Source organism: Flammeovirga sp. OC4, from assembly GCF_000812565.1.
Taxonomy (GTDB): Bacteria; Bacteroidota; Bacteroidia; order Cytophagales; family Flammeovirgaceae; genus Flammeovirga.
The window spans coordinates 40,924-67,300 of the sequence record NZ_JTAM01000060.1 but is presented as its reverse complement, the minus strand read 5'-3'; the positions used below and the strand labels follow the sequence as shown (position 1 = coordinate 67,300).

The window sequence follows — 26,377 nt, the reverse complement described above, 5'->3', positions numbered from 1 at the left end:
TATTTATCGACCGACCTCACTACGCCTTTGTATGAGATTGAAGACGGACAAGATGGAGAAAGCCAAAATTTAGAATTAGAAGAAGGAACTACTTTGGTGTTTGAGGCTGTAGCGACAGAAGGTTCAACGTTAGAATGGTCAATCGATAATGGTGAGGCTCAAACAGGCTCTACGTCAAGTTTCGAAGTTTTATTTGATACTCCACAAGAAGCGTTAACATCTCATAGCTTAACATTATCGAAAGAAGGACATGAGACAGTGGAGATTGAAATTCCATTGACAATCACTGTAAATGAGGAGGTTCTAGATCCATTAACCGCCGGTATCAAGGTTTATTTATCGACCGATCTCACTACACCTTTGTATGAAATTGAAGACGGACAAGATGGAGAAAGCCAAAATTTAGAATTAGAAGAAGGAACAACTTTGGTGTTTGAGGCTGTAGCGACAGAAGGTTCAATGTTAGAATGGTCAATTGATAACGGTGAAACTCAAACAGGCTCTACGTCAAGTTTCGAAGTTTTATTTGATACTCCACAAGAAGCGTTAACATCTCATAGCTTAACATTGACGAAAGAGGGACATGAGACTGTTGAGATTGACCTTCCATTGACAATCACTATCAAAAAATTAGTGCCAGAATTATTGCCGGCTTTTACAGTAATGTATGCAGATCAATTAGTGTATGAATTGAATGAAGGTGAGGATATTCCTGAGAATCAAGAGGAATGGGCAACAGTTGAATTGAAAGAAGGAGAAGCTTTAACTTTAACCAATAATACAAATACAGAATTGTATACAGATACTTATTGGATGTTAGACGGTGTTGAAGAAGAAACTTTGGAAGGTAAAACGGCAGAGGCAGTGTTTAAAACTGAAGGTGAATACTCTGTACATGAGTTAGTGATTGAAAGAAAAGACTCGAATTATCCTGATTTAACAGAGAAGGTGGTTATTCCGGTAAAAGTGAAAGTAATCAAAGCAGAACAACCTCCAAAACCATCGGCCATACAAGTATTTTTAGCGGAGGATTTAGAAACTCCTATATACGAAATTGAAGCAGACAAAGTAGGGGAGAGTAAGTCGATTGCAGTGGAAAATGGAACGTCTTTGGTTTTCAAAACGATGGCGTCTGAAGGAGTAGAGTTGGCATGGTCAGTCAACAATGGAGCTCCACAAACTGCAACAACTGCTTCATTTGAAGTATTATTTGAGCAAGACAATCCATCACTTTCAGGTCATAAACTTACTTTATCTAAAGAGGGTTTTGAAGACGTGGTAGTTCAGATTCCTTTAGCCATCGAGGTATTTACTTCGGAGGAATTGCAAGTGGCTTTCAGTATCTATAAAAACGATGATTTATCGACACCAATCCATACTCTTAATGTTGGTGAGGAAGAGGTTTCAAAAGTAATCGAAATTTCTGAGGGTGATCGATTAACATTTGTAGATCAATCTACTGGTCAGCCAACAGGAAGAACTTGGAAAATCAATAATGGTGTAACAGAAGTGACTTCAAGTGAAGCTTCTTTTGAGGTGATGTACGCTACTACGGGGGCAGATTTAAGCATTGCATTAATGGTGGAAAGAAAAGAGCATGAAAAATATAAAGATGCATCATTGGATTATACATCAAAAGCTACTGTTGATGTAAAGCAGGTTCAAAATGAAGCAACTGTAAAAGTAGGTAAGGTGATAGACAGTGGCAGTGGTGTAATTTATTTTGAGACATCGCATGAAATTGCATCATTCACTTCCGCTGATGTATTAAATGATTTTACAGTAGGCATTCAAAATATTGAAGCCAATTATTCAAATGATAACGCCACAATTTCAGAAGTCAAGGTGGCAGAAGGTAATAACAAAAGAATAGAAATCTACCTTGTGGAAAGCTATTTTAATTCAGATGATATTACTGTAGGGTACGCAGGAGATAAAATTCAATCTGCTTTAGGAGTTCCATTATCGGCTTTCACTGCTGAAAATGTAACAATGGATGGTGTAGTTTCTTATATGGATGTGCAGATGTCTGGATTTGAAACAGCAGCAGCTGAAGAAACACCGAACGAGGCTTTAGGATGGTATGTTAGTTTGAAGAATCCAAAGGAAACAGAAAAAATCGAAAGAGTAACTACAACCGCTTCAACAGGAAACGCGAGTATGCACTTTGCTTTTGATTTAAATAGTTCTGGTAATAGGTCACATAAATTCAATACTTCAAAGTTAAATAACTCCTTTGCTTTGGAAGAAGGGGAATATGAGATGTCCATTGATGTTTTCATTCCTCAAGGTTCAAGTACTATCGATATCATCAGAACAAACATATCGACTAATGATGATACGGTAGATCAAGATGTATTTGTCAATGTACCTTGGGATTTCAGTGAGTTCCCTAATATGAAATATGGTGAGTGGGTAACACTAAGACAAAGAATTTCATTGAAGACTATCGCATTTGGTGCCATAAAGATGAACTTCAAAGAAAATGATATGAAGTTAGACGGTTTGCATGACTTCTACTTGGATAATATCCAATTGAGAAAAGTTGAAGCAAGACAGTAACTTGGTTATATAAATAGATTAAACCCCATCGCTTTTTAGTGGTGGGGTTTTGTTGTTTCCGAATACCATTGATAGAGCATGCAATTTTTGTCCATAAAAGTGTATGATTAACTATTGTTGTGGAGTGTTCTGTTCCCTATTTTTGTGTAAAAGAATAGAGATCTAAAACATATTATCAATCATGTTGAACCATATACTAGTTTCGCTTTTATTATTTATTTCACCGTGGAAACAACAGGAACCACCCCCTCCCAATATTCTCTGGATTGTAATGGAAGATATGTCTCCTCAATATTTTAAGGCCTATGGCAATACAGCGGTGAAAACTCCGGTTATTGATGAATTGATCAACCAAGGAACAAGATTTGATGCGGCTTTTTCTACAGGTGCAGTTTGTTCACCTAGCCGTTATGCGATAATAACAGGGACAAGGACAAATGCTTATGGAACAGGGCATCATCGTTCCGCTTATCCTATTCCAGATGAGGTAAAACCTTTTCCTTATTATCTGAAGCAGGCAGGGTATCATACTTCCAATAATTATAAGAAGGACTATAATACCTCAGCGCTAAACCGATTGTCAGATGAGGCATGGACAGAAAGTAGTGGAAAAGCAGGGTGGTGGAACAGAAAAGAAGGACAGCCGTTTTTCTCAGTCTTTAATTTCAATAACTGCCATCAATCAAGAACTTTTACAAACCCTTATGATGATTATAAGAAAAGGATTTTGGACAAATTGGAAGATCATGAAATAGTTGCCGATGCTGATATTATTATTCCAGATTTTTATAAGGATACACCAGAGTTACGTAAAGAATTGGCACGTACTTATAATGCCTTAAAGAAGACGGATAACGAAGTGGATACACTTATGAATCATTTGCGTAATGATGATCTTCTAGCGTCTACCATCATCTTTGTATATGCTGATCACGGAGGAGGATCATTACGTTCAAAATCTTTTGGATCAGCATTAGGACATCAAGTACCTATGGCAGTGATTATTCCCAAGGCATACAAACACCTTAATCCGTTTAAGAATAAAAAAGCGACAAGCCAAACAGTTACTTTTGAGGATTTAGGACCTACGGTTTTAGCATTGGCAGGGATCGATGCTCCTGAGTATATGACTGGGCAGCCATTTTTAGGTGAAAAACCACAACCACAGCAGTATGCCTTTTCATCGGTAGACAGATCTGGAGAGTCGATTAATTTGACACGTTCGGTTTCTGATGGTCGTTATTATTATACAAGAGTATTTTACCCAAACAAACCGGAATATAGCTGGCAAAAGTATTTTGATTACAGCACTAGTCGTCAGTTGATACGTTCTTACGAGGAAGAAGGGACATTAAACAAAGTACAAAGTGAACCTTTCGAAAAGAGACCTCAAGAATTACTTTATGATTTAAAAACGGATACTTGGCAAACAAACAATTTGGCTGATGATCCAAAATATGTAAAAACATTGGAGCGGTTAAGTAATGCTTTAGATCAAAAATTACTTTCTATGAAGGACGCTCATTTCTTACCAGAATATGTATTGGATTCATTAGCAAAAACAACAACGGCATATGACTACAAGAATACAGATGAGTATGATTTTGAATCCGTTTATACAATGGCAAAATTAGCAGGAGAAGGTGTTGAAGCATTACCAAAACAACTGGAAGGACTTCAAAGTAAAGACCCAATCGTGAGATATTGGGCTGCTTTAGGAATATCTGCTCAAACACAAGAAGTAATAGTTTCAAATAAAAATAAAGTTCAGGAAGCACTTTCAGATACTTTTGCTCCATCAAGAATTGTAATAGCTTCTATACTTTATAAAGTTACAAATTCTGATGAGTCTAAAAAAGTATTACAAAGATATCTGCATCATCAGAATCCTTATTTAGTACATCAGACACTACAAGAAATTATCTACTATCCGAAAGAAAAAGCATTGACTTTTTCAGAGGATATTGATGTCATAAGTCAAAAGAAAAACAACAGTTTAGTGGTTGAAAGTATTGATATTTATAAGTATTTATGCTTTGATGAAGCATTATATTATCAATATCACTGGTAATTATGGTAGAGTAATTAAGCTTTAAATTATTCATTTCATATATATTTTGTAAGCAAAAACTTCTTATGTTATTCATAAGAAGTTTTTTACATAAAAAGTATTGTGTTTTCGATTCTATATTTTTGAATTAAGTGGAGTAATAACTTTTAAGTTTATCTTTTTCTAGATGTGGTTAATTAAGCCATATTTTCAATTGGAGAAGAAGTCACTTCATTACGGTATTTGATTGGTGACATTCCTTTTATTTTTTTGAATTGACGGCTGAAATAAAATTGATCTTCAAAACCTAAACTGTATGCAATATCTCTAACACTAAGGTTGGTGAACTTCAGTTTTTCACACGACTTGTCAATTTTCAATTCATTGAAATAAGCTAGAGGGGTTTTATTAAGATGTTTTTTGAACTCACGGGTGAAGTGGGAAACTGAAATTTCATTGAGCTCTGCTAGATCAGCAATATTGACAGTTGAATTAATATGATTATTAAAATACTCTAACGTTCTGCTAATGATTCGGTTGTGTCTTTTCGCTTCAGTTAGATTAAACTGTTTGGTATATTTGAATGAAGAAATCAGGTGACCAAAAATCATATTCGCATATTCAATATTGTCATTAGACATACCTGATTCTAATACATAGATTATTTCGTCAAACATCTTAATACGATCTTTGTATTTGCTGTTTGACTCATTATCAAAGGCGATCTTTTCTCCTATAATGTCGCTGAAGATGTGAATTTCATTTCCCGAAAAATGTATCCAAAAAATGGTCCAAGGGTCATTTTCATCACTCTGATATGAATGTGCCACACCCTTTGGGATTATGATCGCTTCATTGGAAGTTAATGTATGCTCTTTCCCTTTGAATGAGACAACACCTTTTCCAGAAATATTGTAAATTAAAATACACTCATCAGCTCCTTGATCTCTTTTTCGGAAGTGATATAATGCTTTTGGGTAATAACCAATATCAGTAATAAAAATGGAGTTGAAAAAGGGCTTCTTTTGTAAAAGATTAATCATATCATCACTGTAGTTAATATTTATCTCTCCTTCAAATCCTTTTGGTTTCTTTTTCATTTCAGATCTAAGTTTAGTCTTAATCAATATCTATTTATAAAAAATGATCCCCTACTTTTGTTAGTTATGCTTTTGTAATTATTCACCTAAAAGGCAGGTAGTATTATAATAATTTATCGGTTAAGTAAATATTGGTTTCTAGTAATCAATAAGCGATGTCAATGGACTTCGATCAGTTACAGTTTAAGGTGAACCTCTGAGTGGTCATACTACAAACAAACTAAAAAATAGATTAGTGGATCTATTAGCAAATATAATTAATTATAAGGCATCTATCATAACTTAACCACTTCATTAACAACCAAAGATATTATATACTATCATTAAAAATGTTAAATAAATAGAGTGAAATAAGCACTACTATTTTAGATATATAAGACACTCTAAAAATCTCTATTTTTTGATTCAATTCTCCATTTTATGTGAGCGTATTAATTCTTTAATTTGTTGTAAACACAATTATAATATCACCTTTTTTAGGCATTTGATAATTATAAAAGTGAGTACAATAGTCAATAAAACTTTAGTTGAAATGAACATTTTCAAGACCAATTTTTATATACTGATTACACTACTTACTACTTACTTTTCAGCATGTTCAAAAGTTACAGAGACACCCAATGTCATTATGATTTATACCGATGATGTTGGATTTGGTGATGTAGGTGTGTATGGATCAGAATTGATTCCAACTCCAAATATTGATCAATTGGCTAAAAGGGGTATTCAGTTTACAGACGTACATTCTGCTGCGGCTACTTGTTCTCCCTCTAGGTATTCTTTATTTACAGGAGAATTGGCTTTCAGAAATCCAGAAGCATCTATTTTGCAAGGAGATTCCAAAATGCTTATCAAAACGAATCAGTATACGCTTGCTAACTTATTTCAAGATGCAGGTTATAAAACAGGCATTGTAGGCAAGTGGCATTTAGGTCTTGGAAACGGAACTATAGATTGGAATAAAGAGATCAACGGGACACCTAACTCTTTAGGCTTCGACTATTCATTTATTATTCCAGCTACGAACGATAGGGTACCATGTGTGTATGTTGAAGATGGAAATGTTGTTAATCTTTCTGCCGATGATCCACTTACAGTCTCTTATTGGAAACGTATTCCTAAAAATGTTCCTGGTACGATTTATCCTGATGCAATTCAAAACCCTGAAGCAGTAACACTTTATGAAGGTGACCGTCAGCATAGTTGTTCCGTAATTAATGGAGTGGGAAGGATTGGGTATATGAGAGGAGGAAAAAGTGCTTTATGGAGTGATGAAAATATGGCAATGGATTTACTTTCTAAAGCCATGAATTTTATCAAGGACAATCATGAGAAACCATTTTTTCTCAGTTTTACAACAAGTGATATTCATGCACCCCGAATACCACACCCTAGATTTCGAGGAAGTACTTCATTAGGTTACAGAGGTGATAATATGGTACAGTTGGATTGGTGTGTGGGTGAAGTAATGAAAACGTTAAAGGACTTAGGAATTGAAGACAACACAATGGTGATCTTTTCTAGTGACAATGGCCCTGTTTATGAAGACGGTGGTTATAAAGACGGTTGTGTAGATATGTTGGAGGAGGTAGATAGAGGGCATGATGCTTCGGGTATTTATGCAGGAGGAAAATACCGAATTACTGAAGGAGGAACGAGAGTACCATTTATAGTGAGTTGGCCTAGTGTGATCAAGTCAGGAGTGAGTGATGCATTGTTTAGTCAGACTGATTTGATAGCATCTTTGGCCGGGATGCTTAACATGGATTTACCTCCAAACAGTGCTCCAGATAGCAGAAACTTATGGAATACACTAAAAGGAGAGGATCAAAAAGGTGCTGAAATTCTTATCGAAGAAGCAACAGGTTTAAAACCTGGGTTGGCGATTCGTAAAGGAAAATGGAAATTGATAGAATTGCATCCCGAACATACTTGGGGTAAATCATTTGCTGAAAGAAAAATAGAAGGGTATGAGCTTTTTGATTTAGAAAGTGATCCTGCAGAAACCATCAATTTATATAGCATTGAGTTAGAAAAAGCGCTAGATCTAAAAGACTTATTGGAAAATTTAAAAGTGAATCATTTGAGATAATTTTCAGCAGAGTGATCATAAGAACTTCAAATTTAGAAAAGAATGAAACCAAAAGACTTCGCTAAAATATGTCATTGTACCATTGCAATCACCAAAGAAGTGGGACAATTTATAGTGACCGAAAAGAAGAACTTTAACTATTCTGACGTAGAACAGAAAGGAAAGAACGATTTAGTTTCATATGTAGATCGGAGGGCTGAAGAAATGCTAGTTGAAAAGCTTTCAGTATTATTTCCTGAAGCAGGGTTTATAGCAGAGGAAGGAACAGGTGAGGCAAATGTTGAAGGATGGAATTGGGTGATTGACCCCTTAGATGGTACTGCCAACTTTGTACATGATGTTTCCTTATTTGGGGTAAGTGTAGCGTTGATTTATGAAAAAGAAACAAAGGTTGGGGTGGTCTATGAACCAAATAGTAAAGAGTGTTTTTATGCTTACAGAGGAGGTGGAGCATTTTTAGATGGTGTTCCTTTGAAGGTGTCTAATGCAAAAACAGTAGAAGAAAGTTTAGTAGCGACTGGGTTTCCTCAAACTGATTTTACTAGAATACGTCCTTATATGGAGCTACTGGAAGTATTGATGAAAAATACCCATGGAATAAGAAGAATGGGGGCGGCGGCAATTGATCTTGCCTATCTTGCTGCAGGTCGTTTTGATTGTTTTTATGAATATAATCTCAACCCATGGGATGTGGCAGCAGGAACTCTTCTGGTTCAAGAAGCAGGAGGTATGGTAACAGATTTCCAAGGAGAAGATAACTACTTGTTTGGTAAAGAAATTATAGCAGCAAACTCTTCAAATTATAAGACATTTTCAGATTTGGTAAGAAACTATTTTTAGCAAAATAGTATAGTGTAGTGAAAGCCCGCAGCTAATGTTGTGGGCTTTTTTGTTGGGTAATTTTTATATGAAACTATAGACCGAGGAATTGAAAATACCGTTTTAGGCGTAATGAAAATTTAGTTTATTGGGTAATAAATATGGACAAAAACATCCCTATAAATCTGATGCTTTTTTTGTCCATAAAATTGTACTTTCGACCATTATTATTGATAAATGTATGATGTACATTTGTGAGTATACTAATAAAGGCAAGTACATAGACTGAACTACAAAGCCTTTGCATATTTTATAATCAACCAAATTCTTTTAAAACTTCTAAGAATGATCGATTTAGAAATTACAAGAGAGAATTTTATTCTACTCTATATCAAATTATTACTAAAGAATATAGTTCGATTATACAAAAATGGAAAAGGTAAGTAGGAATGAATTGCTATTTAGTACAAGTATGAATACTGCAGTAGTACTTTCAATAAATTGTTTATTTCTGAATTCTACAAGCTTGGTGTATACAAGTCTTATGTTTGATAGAGTTTTATGACTTTTATCAGGGGTATAAGATCTATCAAACCAAAGAATAGTATAACATAAAACTGAAGACTATTATTATTTAAAATTGTTCGAATTCTAATCAAAATAAATCAACCTGATAAGAACTAATAATTGAGCAAGTAGAGACAAATTGACAATCAAAATTTTTTTTAAACATCTAATGATGAAATGAAATGAGAAATTTATTTACCAAATTAATTTTTCTGAGTTCACTTTTTCTAGCAATGTCATGTAACAAAAATGACACTACTTTTGAAGATGTGGATGGGATGGCTCCTGAAATTGAAATGAACGAAACTCATATAAAGATTGAGCCAGGAGCGACAATTAAGCTAGAAGGTTTAATTAAGGATAACGATGGGCTAGACCGTATTCATTTAGAGAACGAAGGTCTCTTTTTAAACAAAGATATTATTCTTAGTGGTAAAGATACTGTCGTTTATGAATATGATTTATTCTATGAAATCTTCTCAAAAGATACACTAACTGGAATGGCATATCCTATTGCCATACAAGTTTATGATCTAGGGAACAGAATGACAGAAACAGAGGTACTTGTAACGATGGATGCTGATTTCACACCTCCAGAATTTACAGTGACACCTCCTCAAGAAAATGTACTGATTGGTTCTAGTACAGCTTCTTTGAATTTGTATTTTGAAGTGGCTGATAATATGTCACTGGCTTCAATTGATATTGAAATTGGAGATTTCTATGCCGAACAAATTTCAGATTTTGAAGACCCTAAATCATATGTGTATAACAAAGAGATCTTAGTAGGTAATAGAATTGGTGTACACCCAATCACCATTACAGTGATGGATCATGGAGAAAACACAGTGATAGCAGAAGGGACTTTGGAAGTACAGGAAACTCCAAACTTCCCATCGATGTACCTTGTGGACTTCTCTAATGAGGCACAATTCAGACAAGCCATATTGGGCCGTCCTATGTTGATGAACAAACCAATGGACTATACGTATCAAGTGGCTTATTACGCAGAAAAAGAAAATACTGAATTGAGGTTCGCTCCTCAAAATTCATTTGCACCTTATGCTTATGGAGTGGACCCAGATCATACAGGTAGCCTTATGATGGATGAAAATGGTACTTTATCTTCTTTACCAATAGTACTTCCAGAAGTGGGGTATTACGATATCACCATCAATATTCAAGAGATGACTTATCAAGTGGATAAGTACACTCCAACAGAGGAAGATCCGATGGGAACGCACATGACAGAAGATTATGGAAGTTTTGCCATAGAGTTGATGGTGATTGGTAGAAACATTCCTGGTTATGATGATTGGACACCAAGACAAGGGGCCAAAATGACTAGAGATGCTGAAAATAAATATCGTTGGTCAGTTGAGATGAACCTCACCGCAGGAAATACAATTGCACCGTTCTTATGTTCTTATCATCCTTGGGGATGGTGGTACCCTAAAGGATACTGGAAATGGAACAGTGGTACAAACCCTATCTACAACGTTCAGGGTGGTGGAGAAGACCCATCCAACATGACTATTTCTACATCAGGGAAATATAGATATGTGTTTGATTCCCATCTGAAAAAATCTCAATTCTATCTAATCAACTAAGACAAGCTAAGAATCATGCAAAGAATAAAATTATTAGTGTCAGTACTCATAGTAGTACTGACCACTAACACTCTGTTCGCACAAGAGGTGATCAAGGGTATAGTAAAAGATGAAATGGGTGAGTCATTACCTGGTGTAAATGTTTTGATTAAAGGAACTACTTATGGTAGTACTACTGACTTTGATGGAGAATTTACATTGACTGTTGAGGAAGGTGCTGTATTAGTGTTTTCTTATATTGGTTATCAGCAAAAAGAAATAACAGTTGGTAGTTTAAGATTCTTTGATGTCTCATTAGAAGTTAGTGCAGAAGAGCTAGAAGAACTAGTCGTAATTGGTTATGGTACAGCCAAAAAATCAGACTTAACCAGTTCGATCAGTTCAGTAGATGCAGAAGATCTACAAACCAATACAACCAACAACGCATTACAATCTTTACAAGGTAAGGCGGCCGGTGTTCAGATTACCAATTCAACTGGTAATCCAGGTTCCGCTCCAAGTATCATCATTCGTGGTATGACGACTATCAATGGTTCCAATCCATTATTTGTTGTAGATGGTATGCCTGTCGGAGACAATATCAATTTCTTAAACCAAGATGATATTGCAAGTATGGAGATCTTAAAAGATGCTTCAGCTACAGCAATTTATGGTACACGTGGTTCTAATGGTGTAGTCCTAATTACCACGAAGAAAGGTAAGGAAGGCCCAATGAAGTTTAATTTCAAAGCCACAATGGGTTTACAACAAATGCAAAAACCACAAATGGCCGGAGCTGAAGAATATGAAATGGTGTATAAAGCCAATAGATTAAATGATGGAATTCAGCCAGGCTGGAACCCATTGAGTGATTTATCAGAAGGTACAGATTGGTGGGATGAAGTGGTCAATGATTTTGCTGTAACAGAAAACTACAATTTAGGTTTTCAAGGAGGAGCAGAGAAAGTACAATATTCAGGAAGTGTATCTTATTACAAGCAAAATTCTCAGTTTGATGCAGGGTACTATGATAGAATCACAGCAAGATTTAATACCATCTACAAAGTAAATGAGAAGGTAAGTTTTGGAGTTGATTTCGCACCAAGGGTAGAAAGCTGGGAAAATTCACCGAATGCATTACAATCAGCAATGACAATGGATCCCACAACACCTGTATATAGACCTGAAGAAGAATGGGATGATAACCCCTACAATAATTACCAACGTTCTTACAATAGCCAAGTTTGGAACCCTGCAGGCGTAGTAAGTAGAGCGAAAGACAATAACAATAGTAAAGCTATTGGAGGTTTATTAAACTCTTACTTGACTTATGATTTAGCTCAGGGCTTACAGTTCAAAACGCAATACGGTATCAATGGTCATTACCAACAAACAAATGCTTTTACACCGGAATTCTTTATTGATAATTTTGAACAAAGCGAAATCAGTTCAATCTACAGAACGAGTAGATTAAATTATTCATGGAACTGGACCAACACAGTCAACTATTCTAAGGAATTTGGGAAACATAGCATCAATGCTTTGGGTGGTTTTACTATGGAGAAATTTGTAAGTGATTGGTCGCAAGCTGGTAGAACAAATGTACCTTCTAACGATCCTAACTTCCATTATGTAAGTGCAGGTATTGGTGATCAATTCGGTTCGGGTAATGCAGAAATCGCTACATTAGTTTCCTTCTTGGGTCGTTTCCAATACAACTATGATAGCAAGTATTACCTTACTGCATCACTAAGAGCAGATGGTTCCTCAAAATTCCCAACCAATCAACAATTTGGTGTATTCCCGTCAGTCTCTGCTTCATGGAGAGTCAGCGAGGAAGACTTCTTGAAAAACAGTGAGACATTATCTAACTTAAAGATCAGAGCAGGTTGGGGACAAGTGGGTAATCAATCAATCTCAAATTCTGCTTTCTTAAGTTTGATCGGTTATGCTGATTATACTTTTAATGGTGAAAGAGTACCAGGTACAGCTTTGAAATCTGTAGGGAATAATAATTTAAGATGGGAAACAGTAGAAGATTTTAACCTTGGTGTAGATGTTGGTTTCTTCGATGACCGTTTAACATTTGTTGCTGATATCTTTAGAAAAACATCACATGATATGTTGATGCAAAAGGATAATCCATTGTACCTAGGTTACCCGAACACCAATTCAAGATTGTGGGCCAACATTGGTAGTATGCAATCACAAGGTTTTGAATTTACTGTAAACTGGAGAGAGACAAAAGGAGATTTGACATATAACATTGGTTTAAACTTAACACAAGTAGAGTCAAAAGCACTAGAGTTAGTAGAAGGTGCACCATATCTTGATGGTTCGTTAGCAGGAATTCCAATTACAAGAACTGAAGAGGGAAGACCAGTGAGTTTATTCTATGGTCATAGAATGGATGGTATTTTCCAAACTTGGGAGGAAGTTTACTCTTATACCAATGAAAATGGTCAACTGATGCAACCTAATGCTAGACCTGGAGATATCCGATTTGTAGACCTCAATGGCGATGGTGTAATTGATGGAGATGACCAAACATTTATTGGTAACCCAGCCCCAAAAATTATGTTAGGTCTTAATCTAGGCCTTGAATACAAAGGGTTTGATATAACAGCTAATTTCTATGGTAAGTTTGGTCACGATGTATTCAACACTACCAAGTTTAATTACATGTCTGGTACAAAAGACCAAAACGTTTGGGCAGGGACTTATAATTCGGCTTGGCATGGACCAGGAACGTCTAACACTCATCCTAGATTATCGATGGGTGATCCTAACCAAAACTACAACACGATTTCATCATTCTATGTAGAAGACGGATCGTATTTAAGATTACAACTCTTACAAGTAGGATACACACTGCCAAAGAAAGTAACGGGTGATAACAGAGTGAGAGTTTCTTTATCTGCACAAAACCTGTTTACGATTTCAAACTACTCAGGTTTAGATCCTGAAACAGCATCAGCAGGTAGTGCGACAGCATACGGTATTGATTACTTATCATACCCGGTTCCTAGAACTTTCCTAATTGGTATTAATGCTAACTTCTAGAATTGTTTAAAAATGAAAATCAAAAATATATTAAAAGTTGCTTTAGTTGCATTGGCATTAACGAGTGTAACTTCATGTTCAAGGTTCCTAGACCAAGATGTATTAGGAACTCAAACGCAAGACAACTATTACAAAACAGCTGAAGAATGTGAGATGGCCGTCAATGGTTGTTATCAAAGTTTATTCACTGGCGGATGGTGGCCTGTAGCAGGTTTTTACACGGCCAGAGATATGGCAAGTGATGATTTCTGGATGGGAAATACCACTGGTGACCCAGTACGTTTCCTAAGAGTTTCTCATTATATGAATCCTAAATATGACATTCTTTTGGAGGAATTCTGGGAGCATAGATACAAAGGTATTCAAAGATGTAATAGTACCCTTGCAGGTATTGAAGGGGCTCCTATTCGAAATGAAGAGGATAAGAAAAGAATGATTGCAGAAGCAAAATTCTTAAGAGCATTTTTCCATTTTGATTTAGTAAAAGATTTCGGTGGTATTCCAATTATGGACCGTGTAATGCTTCCTGAAGAAGTGGTTGGAAAGAAGAGAGATCAAGTAGCTGATGTTTATGCATTCATTGAGCAAGATCTTTTAGATGCCATCGAAGATTTACCATTGAGAAGTGAATACAGCATGGATAAAAGAGGAAAAGCAACCAAAGGATCAGCGATGGGTTACTTGGGTAAAGTATACCTTTTCCAACAAAAATATGCTGAAGCGAAGGATATTTTAGGTCAATTAGTCAATTCTGGAGAGTATGATTTGTTACCGGACTTTAGTCAAGTGTGGCATGTAGATCATGATAACAGTGTTGAAGGCGTATTTGAAGCACAATTTATGGCGGATACTCAATTTGGATTAGGTTCTCAAATTTCGGTATTGACAGGTTCTCGTGATGACTCAGGGTGGTCATGGTGTTTACCAACCAGTGATTTAGAAAATGCCTTTTTAGATGAAGGCGATGATGTACGTCTGAAGTGGACCATTACCAAAGACGGTGATGATGTACCCGGAGATGATGATCAATCTGCGATTGTAATTAGCTCTGCAAAGCACAAGTCAGGAAGAATCAATAGAAAATTCTACATTCCAGTTAATCAAAGAATTTCACCTTACAACAACGCCACTCAGTCATTGAATCATAGACTAATGCGATTTGCGGATGTGCTATTAATGCATGCTGAAGCATCTTATCATGCTGGTGATGAAGGTACTGCTAAAACTCAATTAAATAGAGTAAGACAGAGAGTGAACCTTGAGGCAGTGAGTGTATCGGGTACAGCGCTTAGAGATGCAATCCGTAAGGAAAGAAGATTAGAATTGGCAGGGGAGTTCCATCGCCTTGATGATATCAGAAGATGGGATGCTGACAACGGCAAGAAGGTAATTTGTAATCTATTTGGACCTAATGGTTCATTTGTAAAATACAATACGGAAGTTTCTACAGATGAGTATGAGCTGGCTAACCAAGCAGAGGCAAGTAATAAAGGGTATTATTTCCAAGAAAACAGAGATTTACTCTTCCCGATTCCATACATCGAGGTACAATTATCAAATGGAGCAATTGACCAAAACCCTAATTTCTAATGAAAATGAAAAAGATTAAAATAGCGATTTTAGCATCATTGTTTGGCTTTGGAGCTTGTACAGAGAAGTATGTTTTTGAACCGAACCATGATCTACCAAAAATGCCTAATGATAGAGAGCTTTCAGCAAATATCAAGTTAGGTGCTAAACAACAAAAAATAGAAAGCTTCATGGCATCTGATTGTTGGGCAGGAAACTGGGTAGGTACTTATTGGGATGAAAGCGAAAAGGCTGAAATTGCAGAACTTCTTTTCTCTCAAGAAATGGAAGGTAACTCACCGAAAGGTATCGGTTTGAGTGGATGGAGATTTAATTTAGGTGGTGGTTCAGCTGATCAAGGAGAAGACAGTGGTATCGAAGACCCAACAAGAAGAAGTGAATCTTTTCTTGTGAATGGTACTCCAGATTATAACAAAGTAGTTGGACAACAATATTTCCTAAGAAAAGCGAAGGAATATGGTGTAGAAGATTTTGTGATGTTTAGTGTTACTCCTGATGTGTCTTTTACAAAAAATGGAAAAGGTTATTCTCCAGGTGGAGTGAATTTCAACCTAGCAGAAGGTAAACTACCTGATTTCGTTAATTACATTTCTGATGTTATTACACATTTCAAGAGCGAAGGGATTTCTTTTAAATATCTTAGTCCTATAAATGAGCCTCAGTATGCTTGGAATGAAGGAAAACAAGAAGGTACTCCTGCAACAAATAGAGAAATATATACTATAGTAGAAGCTCTAGATCAGTCATTTACAGAAAATAATATTGATACTAAATTATTAGTAGGTGAAGCAGGGTCATGGGAATACCTTTATAAGGTGAAAGGTAATGAGAATATTAGTAATCAGATCGAGATTTTATTTGGTGATAAGTCTGATATTAGTATTAAAAACTTCACTCATGTTGCTCCAATTGTTACAGCACATAGTTATTGGGTTGATAAAACTGCAGAGCAGATGAGAGATACAAGATCATCTGCTTTAACTAAAGCCTCTCAATATGGTTTGAGTTTATTCCAGACAGAGTACAGTTTGTTAGGTGAAGGTTTTGAAGATCACCCTGGTCATGGTTCAGCCTCTTATAATGATGTAGCCCTCCAAGTTGCGAAAGTGATTCACCATGATTTGAACTATGCCAATGTAAAATCATGGTCATTCTGGACGGCCTTGGACCAAGAAAGATGGGGACATAAAAATAGATTCCTATTAATTTCAGTAACCCCTTCAGATGGAGAATATGGTGATATCAAAAATTCAGGTTCTCATACAGCCACAAAATCACTTTGGGCACTTGGTAACTTTAGCCGTTTTGTACGTCCCGATTACCAAAGAGTTGAAATGGATATTGATGGTGATGCAAACATTTTGGCATCGGCATTTGTCTCTCCTGCCTCAGATGAAGTGGTGGTAGTATATACCAATTTGAGCCCTCAATATATTGGAATCGAAGCTAAAATGGAAAATAATATGACTCCTGTAACGTCTTATATAACAAGCAATGACTTAGATCTTTATAAAGAAGATATCAAGGAGGATGAGCGAAAAATTCAATTATTACCACGTTCAGTAACTACGGTAATCTATAAATAAAAAAGTATGAGACACTTATTGTTGATAAGTATACTTTTTATCCTAAACCAATTCAGCTGGGGGAACAATCCTCCAGCTGATTCTTCAACTAAAATTGAGATTAATACGGATAAGAAGTTTCAAAAATTAGCGTTTTTCTCTGCTTCAGATTGTTGGGCAGGAAACTGGGTTGGTACTTACTGGGATAAAAAAGAAAAAGAGCAGATTGCAGATTTATTTTTCTCTAAAAAAATCAAGAAAGGACAACCTCAAGGCATCGGATTATCAGGTTGGCGTTTTAATCTTGGTGGAGGAACAACAGAGTTGGGTGAGGAAAGTGACATAAAAGACCCTACAAGAAGAAGCGAAAGTTTTTTAGAAAAGGACGGTTCATACAATTGGAACAAAGAATTAGGCCAACAGTTTTTCGCAAAGAAAGCAGTAAAACAAGGAGTTGACAATTTTGTATTGTTCAGCATCACACCGGAGGTAACTTATACCAACAATGGTAAAGGGTATTCTCCTGGAGGAACCAATTTTAATATCAAGTCAGACGGCTACCGAGATTATTCAATTTACATTGCTAATGTCATTGAACACTTTCAAAAAGAAGGTATCAATTTTAATTTACTAAGCCCCGTCAATGAGCCACAATACAATTGGGACACCAAAGGGCAAGAAGGAACACCTGCACACAATGAAGAGATCTTTCACTTTGTCAAAAACATAGACAGTGTGTTTGTAAGCAGAGGAATCAATTCTAAGATAATGTTGGGTGAAGCAGCAGATTGGGAATATCTATATAAAGTAAAAGGTGAAAGAGAAAGAAGTAATCAGATAGAGGATTTCTTTAGCGATACGTCTTCCATTTCCATCAAAAATTTACCAACCGTTCAACCCATTTTTAGTGCACATAGCTATTGGCTGGATAGAAATTTTAAAGAGATGGAAGAGTCAAGAAGTTTAGCTTTGGAAGTTGCTCAAAGAAATAATATCGAGTTGTGTCAGACAGAATGGAGTATGCTGAGCAAAGAATATGATTACTTTCCGGGTTATAAAGAAGCAACAACCATGGATATTGCTTTGGTGATGTCCAATGTAATTAATCATGATCTAAACTATGCCAATGTCACTTCATGGTCGTATTGGACAGCGATGGATTTGATCAGATGGAATCATAAGAATAGATTCTGTTTGGTGGAAGTAATTCCTGAAGGAGGAAGTGAAGCCGATATCCGAAAAAGCGGAACACATATCGCTCACAAAACGCTTTGGGCGTTGGGAAATTACAGCCGTTTTATCCGCCCTAATTATGAAAGAGTGGAGATAAATATAACATCAGAACTACCAGTGGTTGGGACTTCATTCCTTTCCCCAAAACAAGATGAATTAGTGGTGGTGTATACCAATTTATCAGAAGAAAATATTGCCTTTACACCTTCAATAAGTGATCCTTCATTTCAGTTGAAAGAAGTTTATGTAACCAATGCGGAGAACGATTTAAAAGCATCAGCAAAAGTCAACACCATTCCAAAAAGATCAGTAACCACATTTATTTATAAGAAATAATATGTCAGCTATAGCACAAGCAACATCAAAAGAGAAGAAAAACTACACTGTACCATTGTTAATTATGGTAGGTTTGTTTTTCCTGATTGGTTTTCTAACAGTAGTCAACCAACAGTTTTTAGCACCATTGCAACAAGCCTTTTTATCTGAATCCAATAGTTTAAAAAATACCTTAACCACATTAATAGTATTTGCCTTTTTTATGGGATACCCCGCAACAGGTAATTTATCAGCGTTCCTTATTGAAAAATACAAACACAAGGTAACGTTGATGATTGGGCTGGGTATTGCAGCTTTTTCATTATTGATTGAAGCAACTTCCGCCGTTTTAAATGAAGGGCTAGGCACCATGCAAATTTCAGATGCGACGATCCCTGTAGCATACATCATATTTCTAGTCGGAGCATTCCTACAAGGGTGTGGAATTTCAATATTACAAGCGGTTAGCAATCCATTTATTGCAGCTTGTGAAGTTTCTGGTACAAGTGCTGTTACCCGACTTACTATTGCTGGAGCGGTTAATTCCGTTGGTACTGCAATAGCACCATTATTTGTTGCATCAATTGTTTTTGGTGGTAGTATTCCTCAAGTATCAGATATTATCATTCCACTTTGTGTATTTGCAGGTATTGTAGTATTGATCGCATTTGGTTTAAAAATGCTTCATTTACCTGATCCATCGGAGGATGCTGAACAAGAAGAATACGCGGGGGATAGAAGCATTTGGAGTTTTAGACATTTGAGATTGGGAGTAATTGCCATTTTTGTATACGTAGGAGCAGAAGTTTGTATTGGTTCTAATATCGTATTGCATGCCCAAAGTCTTCAGATTGAAAAAGAAGTGTATGCCGTAATGGTGACATTAATTTGGAGTGGAATGTTGGCCGGAAGGTTCTTAGGGTCTTTCTTAAAAAATATTTCTGGTAATGTTCAGTTAGCAGTTACATCGGGAATAGCAGTAGCATTATCATTAGGAGCAATGTTAACAGAGCAACTATGGTTGATTGCAGGTATTGGTTTACTTCATTCTGTGATGTGGGGAGCTATTTTCACATTAGCCATCCATAAATTGGGTTCTTATACCGCAAAAGGTTCGGGAGTCTTAATGATTGGTGTTGCCGGAGGAGCCATTTTACCTTGGGTACAAGGCATAATGGCAGATGCTCTTGGTGGTAATTGGCAATGGACATGGATCATTGTAGTGCTTTCAGAAGCATATTTATTATTCTATGCTTTAAATGGAAGCAAGGTGCAAAGCGAGGAATAATCTTAATTGCTTTTGTATTGGTACTTAGATAGAAAAATAATAGATGGTTTATAATGTAGAATAATAGATTAGATGTGACTCACTTACAAGAAGAGTGTTTCAATGACAAATCATTATTAGCTAAAGCAAAACCAATGTAAAATGAGAGGCAATTTCAATGTATATGTATAGTTAACACTTTTTATGCTAGAAAAAGCCATTTTAAAGCCTGTTTCATTCATTTGAAATAGGTTTTTCGTTTTTGTAAATACCTGATATTGAGGCGGTATTGTGACTTTTTGATAATGGATAAAATGGTATGCAAGAATTGTCCATAAAGAAATAAAAACGCCTATGTCAAAGAAGTGTAGATCCTACTACTTTTGAAATGTAATAATTGATGAAATAGCTATTCAAAAGATCATTCTAAAACAGATTCAAAAAATCCTTTTTAATATATATCATGGAAAAAGTAAAAGCTTGGAGAGAGGTAGTGAGTATACCTACGTATGAGATTGGAAAACCAGAAAAGAACCCTATTTTCTTAGAGAAAAGAGTTTACCAAGGAAGTAGTGGAGTAGTGTATCCTTACCCTGTAATTGAGAAGATTGAGGACGAGAAGAAAGACAAAGATTGGAATGCTGTTTACATTGAGAACAAGTATATCAAAATCATGATCCTTCCTGAGCTTGGAGGTAGAGTACAAATGGCGTATGACAAAGTAAAAGAGCGTCACTTTGTATATTATAATTCAGTAATTAAACCTGCTTTAGTTGGACTTACAGGACCTTGGATTTCTGGAGGTATTGAGTTCAACTGGCCGCAACATCACCGTCCAACTACTTATGATAAAGTAGACTCTTTAATCGAAGAAAACGAAGACGGAAGTGTGACAGTATGGTGTAGTGAGATTGAAAGAATGTTCCGTACTAAAGGTATGGCAGGGTTTACGTTACATCCTGATAAGGCTTACTTAGAGATTCATGCTAAACTTTATAATAGAACATCTCAACCGCAAACATTTTTATGGTGGGCCAATCCAGCCGTAAAAGTAAACGACGATTATCAATCGGTATTCCCACCAGATGTAAATGCAGTATTTGATCACGGTAAGAGAGATGTATCTGAATACCCAATTGCAAAAGGAACTTATTACAAAGTAGATTACTCTGCGGGAGTAGATATTTCCAAATATAAAAACATTCCTGTTCCAACAAGTTACATGGCAGTAAACTCAAAGTATGACTTTGTAGGTGGCTATGAAAACGATTCGAAAGGCGGTATGCTTCACGTGGCAGACCATCACCAATCACCAGGTAAGAAACAATGGACTTGGGGACATAGTGATTTCGGTAGAGCATGGGATAGAAACTTGACAGATACAGATGGTCCATACATCGAATTAATGTGTGGTGTATATACAGACAATCAACCTGATTTTACTTGGTTACAACCATATGAGGAGAAGAGCTTCAAACAGTATTTTATGCCATACCGTGACCTTGGCGTAGTGAAAAATGCGACTAAGGAGGCAATGATCAATGTGGAAGAAGAAGACGGTAAAACGAAGGTAAGAGTATATGTTACTTCAGTGTACAATAATGCGAAGATCATTGTAAGTAGCAAAGACAAGGTAGTGAAAGAGTATACTTTAGACCTTTCTCCTGAAATGAGCTTTGAAGAGTCTATTGGGGAGTTAATCGCGTTAGAAGATATCAAAGTAGAAGTACTTACTGAAAAAGGCATTGAGCTAGTCAACTTCGAATTGGATGGAAGCGCAGCAGATAGAGAAGTACCTGAATCAGCCAACCCAGCAAAAGATCCAGAAGATATTGATTCTATCGAACAACTTTACTTAAGAGGTTTGCACTTAGAGCAATACCGTCACGCCACTTATAATCCTACAGATTATTACTTAGAAGCATTAAGAAGAGAGCCGTCAAGTGTTCAAAATAACAATGCTATGGGCTTGTACTTAATCCGTAAAGGTAAGTTTGCAGAGGCAGAAAAGTATTTAAAAATTGCGGTTGAGACACTTACGGAAAGAAATCCTAACCCATATGATGGTGAACCATTATTCAACTTGGGTCTAAGTCAGAGGTTCCAAGGAAAAGAAGATGAAGCTTACGGTTCTTTCTTTAAAGCCACTTGGAATGGTGCTTGGCAAGACAGTGGTTTCTTCCAATGTGCTCAAATCGATGCGAAAAGAGGAGATTTAGACAAAGCTTTAGATTTAGTGGATAGATCACTTTGGAAAAACTGGTTAAACCATAAAGCACGTCACCTAAAAATCATGTTATTGAGAGAGGTGGGGCGTACGAATGAGGCTTTAGCTTTAGTAGAAGAATCTCTTAGAATGGACCGTTTCAACTTCGGTGCTTTATACGAAAAGTACTTGTTGACTTTCGATGTAGCAGTGAAGAATCAATTGGTCGATTTGATGAGAGATAATGTACATAACTTTATCGAAATCTCATTGGATTATGCAAATGCTGGTTTCTACAAGAATGCATGTACTTTAACTTCAATCCACACGAATAAAGAGGGAGCAATTTACCCTATGGCATTGTATTTTGAAGCTTCATACCATATGGCTTTGGGTAATACAGAGTTAGCTCAAACTTTACTTGAAAAAGCATCACAACAGCCTGCTGATTATTGTTTCCCTAACAAATTAGAGGAATTGGTTGTTCTTCAGGAAGTTACTCAAAAGTGGAATACTTCTGATGCTAAAGCATGGTACTACTTAGGCAATATCTGGTATTCATTCCGTCAGTATGATGATGCTATGACTTGCTTAGAAAAATCAAGAGATATCGATTTCAATTTCCCAACAGTACATAGAAACTTGTCGTTAGGTTATTTCAATAAATTAAACGAGTCTAAGAAAGCACTTCAATCTTTAGAAACTGCTTTTGAATTAGATAAGACCGATGCAAGAGTATTTATGGAATTGGATCAATTGTATAAAAAACTCAACCATACACCTGAATTCAGATTACAGAAACTTGAAGAAAACCTTAGCCTTGTAGAGCAAAGAGATGATCTTTACTTAGAAAGATTGACGATTCTAAACGTGCTTGGTAGATATGCTGAAGCACTTGAATTGATCATGAACAGACAGTTCCATCCATGGGAAGGTGGTGAAGGTAAAGTGACTGGTCAATATCTGATTTCGAACATTGAATTAGCTAAAGTAGCCATTAAAGAAGGTAAATTTGCAGAAGCAATTGAGTTCTTAAAAGCCACTGAAAAATATCCTGAAAACTTAGGAGAAGGTAAATTATTCGGTACACAAGAAAACGACATTAACTATTGGATGGGTTGTGCTTACGAAGGTTTAGGTGATCTTGATAATGCTAAAAAATTCTGGACACTTGCTTCAATTGGATTAAGTGAGCCGGTAATTGCAATGTATTATAATGATCAACAGCCAGATAAGATCTTCTATCAAGCAATGGCGTTAATCAAGCTAAATAATACAGCTGAGGCAGAAAAACGCTTCAATAAGTTGGTGAACTATGGTGAGGAGCAATTACAAGTGCCGTTCAAAATGGATTACTTCGCGGTATCTCTTCCAGATTTATTGATCTTTGAAGAAGACTTACAAATTCGACATGAATTACACTGTCACTACCTAATTGCTTTGGGTAATTTAGGATTAGCAAAAGGTGAACAAGCAGAGGCTTCATTCAAGACTATTTTGGATACAGATGCTTATCATTACGGAGCTCGTCTTCATGCTCAAATGAATGGAGAACAAGTAGAAGAAAGTGTTTAATTAGATAGAAAATGAGACCAATCAATTATTTAATTATTGCTCTATTGTCATTACAACTTTTTAGTTGTGATGGCAATAAGCAATACAAGCAGGAGACACTTTCTCTGGCGGGAGACTGGAAAGTGGCATTAGATTATGACAAGGTAGGGAAAGATCAAAAATGGTTTTTAACGGACCTTAAGAATACAAAAAATATAAACCTGCCTTCCACTTTGGATGATGCAGGAATTGGTGAAAAAACAGAATTAGGAGACGAAGTCAATCAAGAAAATTTATATCAGCTGTCGAGAGAACGCTCTTATATAGGACCGGCTTGGTATCAAAAAGAAATTGAAGTTCCATCGGATTGGAAAGGAAAATCAGTCTCAATTCTAATGGAAAGAGTGATTTGGACTTCAGATGTATATGTAGATGGAAAATTAAAAGGGTCGAAAAATAGCTTAATTGGTGAGCACAAAATTGATCTAGGAAAATTAACGCCAGGCAAGCATCAGATTACAATTTGCATTGATAATAGCAGATTGCATCATTTATTCTCAGATGAGAAAGAAGTACCTGATTTTGCCCATGCTTATACCAATACAACACAAATTATATGGAATGGAATCCTAGGAGATTTTAAATTAATACCTGTAGGTGAATATGAATTAGAAAATATTACTGTTGTTCCAAATGTAAATAATAAGAGTATCACTTTTGAAGTTAGTAGTAATGGAATAAATAAAGATGAATTAGAATATATTATTACAGATGCTCAAGGACAAACCATTAAAAAAGGTGAGTTTACAGGAACAGATAAAGAGATAGTAGAGGTAACAGGAGACTTTAAAACTTGGGATGAATTTGATCCGAATGTTTATACTTTACAAGCTGTAAAAGGAGATGAATTATTGTATACGACTAATTTTGGAATTAGAGAAATCTCAACAAATAACAATAATTTGATGCTTAATGGGCACCGTATTTTCCTAAGAGGTACTTTAGAGTGTGCTATCTTCCCATTGACAGGTCATCCTCCAATGGACAAAGCGGGTTGGGCCAAAGTATTCAATACTTCAAAAGAATATGGATTGAACCACTTAAGATTCCATTCATGGTGTCCTCCTGAAGAAGCATTTAATGTGGCTGATAGCATGGGCTTCTATATTCAAGTAGAATTACCAAACTGGAGTTTAGATTATGGAAAATTCCCGGAAATGGTGAAGTGGGAAAGAGAAGAAGCTTTTAAAATGTTGAAAGAATTTGGTAACCACCCCTCTTTCTGCTTTATGTCCATGGGTAATGAGTTAGAAGGTGATTTTGAATCTCTAACTACATTAGTTCAAGACCTAAAAAATACGGATCAAAGAAGGTTATTTACAACTTCAAGTTTCTCATTTGAACAACCACATGGTACTGAACCTGAGAAAGTAGATGACTTCTGGATTTCTCAATGGACCAAGAAAGGTTGGATTAGAGGTCAAGGTGTTTTTGATAAATATGCACCAACTTTTGATAAGAACTATCAAGCGAATATGGACTTTATTGAGGTTCCAGTAATCCAACATGAGATCGGTCAATATTCTGTATATCCTAATATGGAGGAAATCAAAAAATATACTGGTAATTTAGTTCCTAATAACTTCAGTATTGTAAAAAATGATCTTGAGAAAAAAGGGAGATTAGATTTAGCTCAAAAGTATTTAGAAGCTTCAGGACATTTAGCCAAAATCTTATATAAAGAAGAAATCGAAAGAGCAATTAAGACCCCTGCAATTACAGGTTTCCAATTATTGGATTTACACGATTTCCCTGGTCAAGGTACAGCATTGGTTGGTTTATTGGATGCATTCTGGGATTCTAAAGGAATTATTTCGGGTGCTGAATTTAGACAATTCTGCTCTGAGTTAGTACCATTACTTTCTTTCCCAAAAGCAGTTTATACAAATGGCGAAAACTTTAAAGGGAAAGTGGAAGTAGCCAACTACTGGAAAGAGGTGAAAAACCCTGTTTTTGAATGGAAAGCAATAAACAAGACAACAAAAAAAGTGGTTAAAAATGGTACTGTTACAAAGGACAATATTAGTCAAGGTACATTTAATACTTTAGGTGATATCGAATTCTCTTTAAGTGAAATTAATGAGCCTACAGAGTTAAAAATTGAAGTAGCTTTAAAAGGTACACAATACCGCAATAATTGGTCGATTTGGGTGTATCCAACAAAACAACAAGATCCTAAAACAGATGCAATTGTTACTTCAGATTGGGGACGAGCTCAACAAGCATTAGCTAAAGGAAAGAAAGTACTTTTTACTCCTTCCATTAAAACTATCAATGGTATAGAAGGAAAATTCGTTTCTGTGTTCTGGAGCCCCGTTCACTTCCCTGATCAGCCTGGTACAATGGGACTTTTAATGGATCCTGAACATGATGCGTTCAATCACTTTCCAACGGATTTTCATACCAATTGGCAATGGTGGGACTTGTGTAAACAATCGAAATCATTGGATTTAGGAGACAATACAATCACTCCAATTGTAACGGTTGTAGATAACTTCTATAAAAACCGACACATGGGCAATGTGATTGAAATGAAGGTAGGGAAAGGAAAATTAATTTTCTCATCAATTGACCTTCATACGAATTTAGGAAAGCGACCTGTAGCTCAAGCGCTAAGAACAAGTTTGTTAGATTACATGAGCGATAATTCTAAGTTCAATCCAACTTTTGAAATGTCATTCAACGATTTCAAAAAATCGTTCAAGGCACAATAATAACTAAACTAACAAAGTGGTTAATCAATAT

The 26,377-nt window shown here is 36.0% G+C and carries 13 protein-coding genes; 12 read left to right on the top strand and 1 reads right to left on the bottom strand.

The genetic code is table 11. The features are described 5' to 3' along the window. Positions 1-2,562 (top strand): hypothetical protein (locus PL77_RS32080; protein ID WP_172665930.1); only part of this gene is annotated, 2,562 nt, incomplete at its 5' end. 181 nt (positions 2,563-2,743) lie between these two features. Beyond that, positions 2,744-4,633, top strand: coding sequence for a sulfatase (locus PL77_RS22875; protein WP_082026693.1), 1,890 nt, complete (start codon positions 2,744-2,746; stop codon positions 4,631-4,633). A 176-nt stretch (positions 4,634-4,809) separates the two neighbouring features. Here the strand turns inward: PL77_RS22875 and PL77_RS22870 are convergent, their stop codons facing one another. Beyond that, positions 4,810-5,712 carry an AraC family transcriptional regulator gene (locus PL77_RS22870; protein ID WP_044210703.1) on the bottom strand — a complete coding sequence of 301 codons (903 nt, stop codon included), beginning with the start codon at positions 5,710-5,712 and terminating at the stop codon, positions 4,810-4,812. A gap of 532 nt (positions 5,713-6,244) precedes the next feature. On the opposite strand from PL77_RS22870, the gene PL77_RS22865 reads away from it, so the two are divergent. The 10 genes from PL77_RS22865 (at position 6,245) to PL77_RS22820 (ending at position 26,346) form a co-directional block, all read left to right on the top strand. Further along, on the top strand, positions 6,245-7,804 hold the full coding sequence (locus PL77_RS22865) for an arylsulfatase (RefSeq protein WP_063769045.1): 1,560 nt from the start codon (positions 6,245-6,247) through the stop codon (positions 7,802-7,804). A 42-nt stretch (positions 7,805-7,846) separates the two neighbouring features. Beyond that, a complete protein-coding gene (locus tag PL77_RS22860) occupies positions 7,847-8,644 on the top strand; it encodes an inositol monophosphatase family protein (protein ID WP_044210701.1) in 798 nt (265 codons plus the stop codon). A 728-nt stretch (positions 8,645-9,372) separates the two neighbouring features. Then, on the top strand, positions 9,373-10,800 hold the full coding sequence (locus tag PL77_RS22855; RefSeq protein ID WP_156152501.1) for a hypothetical protein: 1,428 nt from the start codon (positions 9,373-9,375) through the stop codon (positions 10,798-10,800). A gap of 15 nt (positions 10,801-10,815) precedes the next feature. After that, on the top strand, positions 10,816-13,842 hold the full coding sequence (locus PL77_RS22850) for a TonB-dependent receptor (RefSeq protein ID WP_156152500.1): 3,027 nt from the start codon (positions 10,816-10,818) through the stop codon (positions 13,840-13,842). A 12-nt stretch (positions 13,843-13,854) separates the two neighbouring features. Next, positions 13,855-15,432, top strand: coding sequence for a RagB/SusD family nutrient uptake outer membrane protein (locus PL77_RS22845; RefSeq protein ID WP_044210697.1), 1,578 nt, complete (start codon positions 13,855-13,857; stop codon positions 15,430-15,432). 5 nt (positions 15,433-15,437) lie between these two features. After that, entirely contained in the window at positions 15,438-17,018 is a 1,581-nt protein-coding gene (locus tag PL77_RS22840) for a glycoside hydrolase (protein ID WP_044210718.1), read from the top strand. Between the two features lie 6 nt (positions 17,019-17,024). Continuing rightward, entirely contained in the window at positions 17,025-18,566 is a 1,542-nt protein-coding gene (locus PL77_RS22835) for a glycoside hydrolase (protein WP_052444658.1), read from the top strand. A 1-nt stretch (position 18,567) separates the two neighbouring features. After that, positions 18,568-19,833 carry an MFS transporter gene (locus PL77_RS22830; protein WP_044210695.1) on the top strand — a complete coding sequence of 422 codons (1,266 nt, stop codon included), beginning with the start codon at positions 18,568-18,570 and terminating at the stop codon, positions 19,831-19,833. Positions 19,834-20,275: 442 nt separating this feature from the next. Further along, the gene (locus PL77_RS22825) at positions 20,276-23,593 is read left to right on the top strand and encodes a DUF5107 domain-containing protein (protein ID WP_044210686.1); all 3,318 of its coding nucleotides are present in this window, start codon (positions 20,276-20,278) and stop codon (positions 23,591-23,593) included. 11 nt (positions 23,594-23,604) lie between these two features. Next, positions 23,605-26,346, top strand: a complete 2,742-nt coding sequence (locus PL77_RS22820; RefSeq protein ID WP_044210684.1) for a sugar-binding domain-containing protein — start codon at positions 23,605-23,607, stop codon at positions 26,344-26,346. The last annotated feature ends 31 nt before the right edge of the window (positions 26,347-26,377 follow it).